This is a genomic window from Paraglaciecola sp. (assembly GCF_051252315.1).
Taxonomy (GTDB): domain Bacteria; phylum Pseudomonadota; class Gammaproteobacteria; order Enterobacterales; family Alteromonadaceae; genus Paraglaciecola.
This window is the reverse complement of the sequence record NZ_JBPOFP010000177.1, coordinates 1-6,053: the sequence shown is the minus strand read 5'-3', so window position 1 is coordinate 6,053 and position 6,053 is coordinate 1. Positions and strand designations below refer to the sequence as shown.

The 6,053-nt window shown below is 38.6% G+C and carries 5 protein-coding genes; 4 read left to right on the top strand and 1 reads right to left on the bottom strand.

Annotated features, from left to right (window positions below):
* Positions 1-434 precede the first annotated feature (434 nt).
* Genes ACSHXM_RS20485 through ACSHXM_RS20470 form a run of 4 tightly spaced genes read left to right on the top strand, consistent with a single transcriptional unit; the run spans position 435 to position 4,890 of the window.
* On the top strand, positions 435-2,387 hold the full coding sequence (locus ACSHXM_RS20485; protein ID WP_435692030.1) for a methyl-accepting chemotaxis protein: 1,953 nt from the start codon (positions 435-437) through the stop codon (positions 2,385-2,387).
* On the top strand, positions 2,368-3,231 hold the full coding sequence (locus ACSHXM_RS20480) for a CheR family methyltransferase (protein WP_435692028.1): 864 nt from the start codon (positions 2,368-2,370) through the stop codon (positions 3,229-3,231). The genes ACSHXM_RS20485 and ACSHXM_RS20480 overlap by 20 nt, the downstream gene beginning before the upstream one ends.
* A complete protein-coding gene (gene cheD, locus ACSHXM_RS20475) occupies positions 3,228-3,830 on the top strand; it encodes a chemoreceptor glutamine deamidase CheD (protein WP_435692026.1) in 603 nt (200 codons plus the stop codon). Before ACSHXM_RS20480 ends, cheD begins: the two co-directional genes overlap by 4 nt.
* Before the next feature lie 13 nt (positions 3,831-3,843).
* Complete coding sequence (locus ACSHXM_RS20470) at positions 3,844-4,890, top strand: protein-glutamate methylesterase/protein-glutamine glutaminase (protein WP_435692024.1); 1,047 nt, start codon at positions 3,844-3,846, stop codon at positions 4,888-4,890.
* Here the strand turns inward: ACSHXM_RS20470 and ACSHXM_RS20465 are convergent.
* A partial coding sequence (locus tag ACSHXM_RS20465; protein WP_435692022.1) for a diguanylate cyclase occupies positions 4,887-6,053 on the bottom strand: 1,167 nt, incomplete at its 5' end. The two genes, ACSHXM_RS20470 and ACSHXM_RS20465, sit on opposite strands and share 4 nt — an antisense overlap.

Below are 6,053 nucleotides of genomic sequence, written 5' to 3'. Positions count from 1 at the left end.
CTTACATTGGTGGCGAACTAGATGATTCCACTAAACACCTAATAGACATTGTTGAAGAAGAGATTATTCCAGCCACAAAACAAGGTAATATTGAATTACTGCTAAGTTATAAACCCAAAGCTAGAGAATATTTCGACGAGCATAAGGAGGCGATTACAAAATTAGTCAGCCGGGCAAATACTTACGTAGTAGAACAAACCGAAGATGGTTTATCTGTAGTTGATTTTTATCATTTGATATTCAACTTGTTGGTTTTGGTGTCGATTATAGTTGTTGTATTTTCTTCTTGGATTATTTCTAAAGATATTCTTGCCAGATTAGGTGGAGACCCGAGTACCTTACAGACTTTAGCCAGAAAAATAGCTGAAGGTGATGCTCATGTAGATGTGCCCGAAACGGATAAACCGGACAGTGTCATGGGTGCCTTTAGCCATATGGTAGAGTTTGTAAAATCTTCAGTAGAGAAAAATATTTCTTCTACCAGAATTTTAGCGTCTTTGGATGCCACTTCTACCAACGTGATGATTGCGGATGAAAATCGCAATATCATTTATTTAAATGAATCAGTGACAAAAATGTTACGTGGTGTAGAGAAAGAACTCCAAACAGTTTTACCAAATTTTGCGGTAGACAAAGTATTGTCAAGTAATATGGATATTTTCCATAAAAACCCGGCTCATCAATCTTCATTATTGGGCAACTTAACTGAAACTTATACCAGCAACATTAAGGTTGCAACATTAGAGTTTAGATTAACCGCTACCCCTATTTTTTCTGATGACAAACAACGTTTAGGCACTGTGGTTGAGTGGTTGGATATTACTCATTCAGTTGCTGAAGAAAGACGTGTTCAGCGTATATTAGAGTCTTTAAACAAAACATCTTCCTGTGTAATGATTGCCAACGCAGAGCGTGAAGTTATTTATATGAATGCGGCAGTAGAGCAAATGTTACGTAATGTAGAGACTGATTTACGTAAAGAGCTACCTAATTTCTCTGTTGACACAGTTGTAGGGAGTAATATCGATGTATTCCATAAAAACCCTGCTCATCAAAGTACGTTATTAGAAAAGTTAACAACCACCTATAAAACCCAAATAAAAGTTGGGAATTTGTATTTCAGGTTAATAGCTAACCCTATTAAAGATGAGAAAGGTGTGCGAATCGGTACAGTTGTAGAGTGGTTAGACAGAACAGCAGAAGTTGAGGCTGAAAAAGAAGTTTCAACCATAGTAGAAGCGGCAAATAAAGGTGATTTCAGCGAACGCATAGGTACCGCAAATAAAGAAGGCTTTATGCTAAATATTGCCGAAGGTTTGAATAGTTTAATTGAAACAACTGATCAAGGATTACAAGATATTGCCCGCGTGTTAATGGCAATATCTGATGGTGATTTATCCAAACGTATTGATGGTAGTTACCAAGGTACATTTGCTGAATTAGCAGACTACTGTAATAGTACGTCGGAAAACCTAACGTCAATGATTGGTGAGATTCGAGGTGCTGCCGATGTGATTAATAGTGCTTCGTCAGAAATTGCATCTGGAAATGCCGATTTATCTAGCCGAACTGAACAACAAGCATCAAGTCTTGAAGAAACAGCTTCAAGTATGGAAGAGTTAACAGGTACGGTAAGGTTGAATGCTGAAAATGCCAATCAAGCAAATGGTTTAGCTTCTGAAGCATCGACTGTCGCCATTGATGGTGGCGAGTTAATTCAACAAGTAGTTGAAACTATGACGTCTATTAATGAATCTGCCCAGAAAATTTCAGATATTATCGGTGTGATCGATGGCATTGCTTTCCAAACTAATATACTTGCTCTGAATGCGGCTGTTGAAGCAGCTAGAGCAGGGGAGCAGGGGAGAGGTTTTGCCGTAGTGGCTTCTGAGGTTAGAACCTTAGCTCAACGTTCGGCAAATGCTGCAAAAGATATAAAAGAGCTCATTTCTGACTCCGTAACCAAGATTGAAAACGGCAATAGTCTGGTTAATCAATCTGGAGAAACAATGGGTAATATTGTGACCTCCATAAAACGAGTGAATGATATTATGTCTGAGATAGCAGCAGCTTCTGCAGAACAGGCTTCAGGTATTGATGAAGTAGGTAAGGCTGTTACTCAAATGGATGAAGTCACTCAACAAAATGCAGCCTTGGTTGAAGAAGCTGCAGCAGCAGCTGAAAGTTTACAATCTCAAGCACAGCAATTATCTAGTAGAGTTTCTACTTTTGTTTTAGATGAGAATAGTGCGGCTAACCTTTCTCAACCCGTTGCAGCGGCTCCTAGTCAGCAAAAATTGGCGCCTTCAGCTCCAGTCAAAAAAGCAGCCCCTGCTAAAGTAGCTAAACCTCAAGCACCTGAAGATGATGAATGGGAGAGCTTCTAGAAAGGGGCGCGCTGTGTCTGTATTTGGTGAAGAGAAAGAGTTTACTTTTCGTCGTCAGGAGTTTGATAAAATTAGAGAACTCCTGTATCAAAAAACAGGAATTCGGCTGGCAGACAGTAAAGACTCAATGGTATACAGCCGTTTGGCAAGGCGGCTGCGTGCTTTAAAGTTAAAAACATTCTCTGAGTATTTAGGGTATTTACATAGTCATCCGTCAGAAGAACAATCATTCATTGATTCACTGACAACCAACCTGACATCCTTTTTTAGAGAAAAGCATCATTTCCCTTTATTAAAAGACTACATTCATAGGCACCCAGGACCATTAAAAATATGGTGCTCAGCCAGCAGTACAGGTGAAGAACCATACTCTATTGCTATGACGGTTGTAGAAGCATACGGATGTTTTAATCCTCCGGTAGAAATTATCGCATCTGATATTGATACCACGGTTTTACAAAAGGCAAAACAAGGAGTTTACTCCCTTGATAATGTTAAAAACTTAAGTGTTGAGCAAAAGAAACGGTTTTTCCATAAAGGGGTTGGGGCTAATCAAGGAAAAGTGCGAGTAGTACCTGAATTAGCAAAAATGGTGACCTTTCAACAAATTAACCTGACCCATAATAAATGGGCATTAAAAGGCCCAATCGACGTTATATTCTGTCGCAATGTGATGATATATTTTGATAAACCTACACAACTTGAAATTTTAACTCGTATGGTCCGGTTAATGCCAAAGACAGGAATTTATATTGCTGGGCATTCAGAAACCTTTGCGGGAGCTGGCCATTTGGTGACGCCTTTAGGTAATACTATTTATCAACCTGTGGGAGGGGGACGGTGAGTTCAAGCACAAGTTTTCAACCTAATCGGTACAAAGACCGGCACTTTGACTGCGATGCCGTTAAAATATTACCTGGCGAGTATTATGCGACTACTGATGACACCTTAATCGTCACTGTATTGGGTTCTTGTGTGTCAGTATGTTTAAGAGATCCAAAGTTAAATATAGGTGGGATGAATCACTTTTTATTACCCAGCGACGATTCTACAACTATTTCATCAGTTTCAGAGTCAGCCCGATACGGTGTGTTTGCAATGGAATTGTTAATTAACCAAATGTTGAAATTGGGTGCGGATAAAAATCGTCTCGAAGCCAAAATTTTTGGTGGAGGAAATGTACTTCGAGGATTAACATTAAATAGTGTTGGCCAGAGAAATGCTGAGTTTGTCGTGGACTACCTTAAAGCTGAAAATATTCCTATTCTAGCCAGTGATTTATTAGATGAATTTCCAAGAAAAGTGTATTTTTTCCCAGAAACTGGCAAGGTATTGGTTAGAAAAATTAAATCTCTACATAATTCAACCATTATGGATCGTGAAAGTGAATACAGAATGCGTATTCGTCAATCTAAACCCAGTGGCGAAGTGGACCTATTTTAATGGATGATAGATTATGACGATTAAAGTCTTGATAGTGGATGATTCGGCTCTTATTCGTAGCTTGCTTACCGAAATTATAGAAGCCGACCCGGGAATGACTGTCGTTGGCGCAGCACAAGACGCTTATGTTGCAAGAGATTTAGTCAATAGATATTCGCCAGATGTTATTACCTTAGATATTGAAATGCCAAAAGTTGATGGTTTAACCTTTCTAGATAAATTAATGAAAGCTAGGCCAACTCCTGTGGTGATGATCTCAACCCTGACGGAGCAAGGTGCAGAGGCGACCTTAAGATCTCTGGAATTAGGAGCCATTGATTTTGTGCCTAAACCTAAATTAGGAGTGGCACAAGGTATAGAAGAGTATAGAGATTTTATATTGGATAAGATCCGCACCGCGTCACTTTCTAAAGTTAAACCGATTATAAAAATTACCAACAAGAGCATAAAACCTCTAACAATTATGGGCACTGAACGGATTATTGCAATCGGGGCTTCTACCGGTGGCACTGAAGCAATTAAAGAAGTGTTAATGAATTTACCTGCTAATGCGCCTGCAATTGTGATAACTCAACATATGCCTCCAGGCTTTACCACGTCTTTTGCCACTAGACTGAATGGCCTGTGCAAAATGAATGTTATTGAAGCTAAAGGAGGCGAGCGTTTGCTGCCGGGAAATGCCTATTTGGCACCCGGTCACTTGCACATGGAAGTCACTAAAAGTGGTGCGGATTATAAAATTAGTTTAAGTGATGCTGAACGTGTTAGCGGACATAAACCCTCAGTGGATGTGATGTTTGCCTCTTTGGAAAAGTGCTCTGGCAAAAATACTTTAGGGGTGATTTTAACGGGTATGGGTAAAGATGGAGCCGCCGGCATGAAAAAACTTCATTCTGAAGGCGCATACACTATTGCTCAAAGTGAAGAAACTTGTGTTGTATTTGGTATGCCCAAAGAAGCAATAAAAATGGGGGGAGTAGATAAAGTTCTACCTTTGGATGATATTGCTTCTGAGGTTATTAGTTATTTAAGTAAAACTAACGCAGGCTCTCGTCTTTAATTTTTGCGGTTTATTTGTACGTTGTTCCGTCCCTTTTCTTTGGCTTTGTATAAGGCACTATCCGCAGCTATCAATATATCTGTCAAAGTAAGATATTCTTCTGAACTAGCAATGCCGGCACTGTAGGTAACGTTAAAATTCTTTTTTTCATGTTTGAAGGTCAATGAAGATAATACATCTCTAATTTGATCTAACTTTCGTTTAATTACTTCAAGTTCAGAATCAGGGAAAACCAATAAAAATTCTTCACCACCATAACGACCAATATAATCAGTCTGTCTTACATGTTGTAATAATAACTGCCCAAGTCCCATTAATACTTTATCGCCTGCTGCATGGCCATGAGTGTCATTTACAGCTTTGAAAAAATCAAGATCTATCATGGCCACGATTGTGGGAGAACTTCGTCTAATACCTAACTGCATTGCGCTATTGGCTGCTTCCATAATCTGTCCGTGATTTAATAGCCCTGTTAAACTGTCGCGGCTATTTAAATAACGCAATTCTTGTCCACGTTTAAGACGACTTGAAAGTTGTTTGACTAATATTTCTGGTGCAATATTTTTAGGAAGAACGTCATCACAGCCACATTCAAGGACTTCTAATTTGGTTTGAATGGTATCTTCAGACGTTAAAAATACGATTGGGATTGGATCATACTTTTCCATTAAACGAATAATTTTGGCTAGCTCAATTCCATTAACTTTAGGCATAAATAAATCGAACAAAAATATGTCAGGATCAAACTCTTTTAAGGTTTCTAATATTTTAGTTGGATCGAGAAGTACTTTCACTTCCATATCATAAGCTTCTAATGTCGATCTAAAATACGTGGCAACTGATTCCTGATCGTCTACTAGAAAAACTTTGAAAGGACGCACAAGATCTAACAAAAGTGCACTTCTAATTTTGGCGACTAAATTTGTGATTTGGTAAGGTTTTACTATGAAATCAGATACATTGGCACTTATTGCACCTAAACGTACATCAAAATTATCCTGGCCAGAGACTATGATTGTGCGTGTATTGTTTTCTTCTAATTGTTTAGCAAAGCTAAAAATTTCAGTAATAGTGCAGTCAGGCATCACTAAGTCTAATAACACTATGTGTTTTTTAGACTCTTGATATAACACTTTTGCCTCAGCTAACGTTTGAGCATAGGT

Coding starts and splice junctions, on each gene's coding strand:
- ACSHXM_RS20470 (WP_435692024.1), top strand. CDS start 3,844: ATGACGATTAAAGTCTTGATAGTGGATGATTCGGCTCTTATTCGTAGC.
- ACSHXM_RS20480 (WP_435692028.1), top strand. CDS start 2,368: ATGAATGGGAGAGCTTCTAGAAAGGGGCGCGCTGTGTCTGTATTTGGT.
- ACSHXM_RS20485 (WP_435692030.1), top strand. CDS start 435: ATGGTAGAGTTTGTAAAATCTTCAGTAGAGAAAAATATTTCTTCTACC.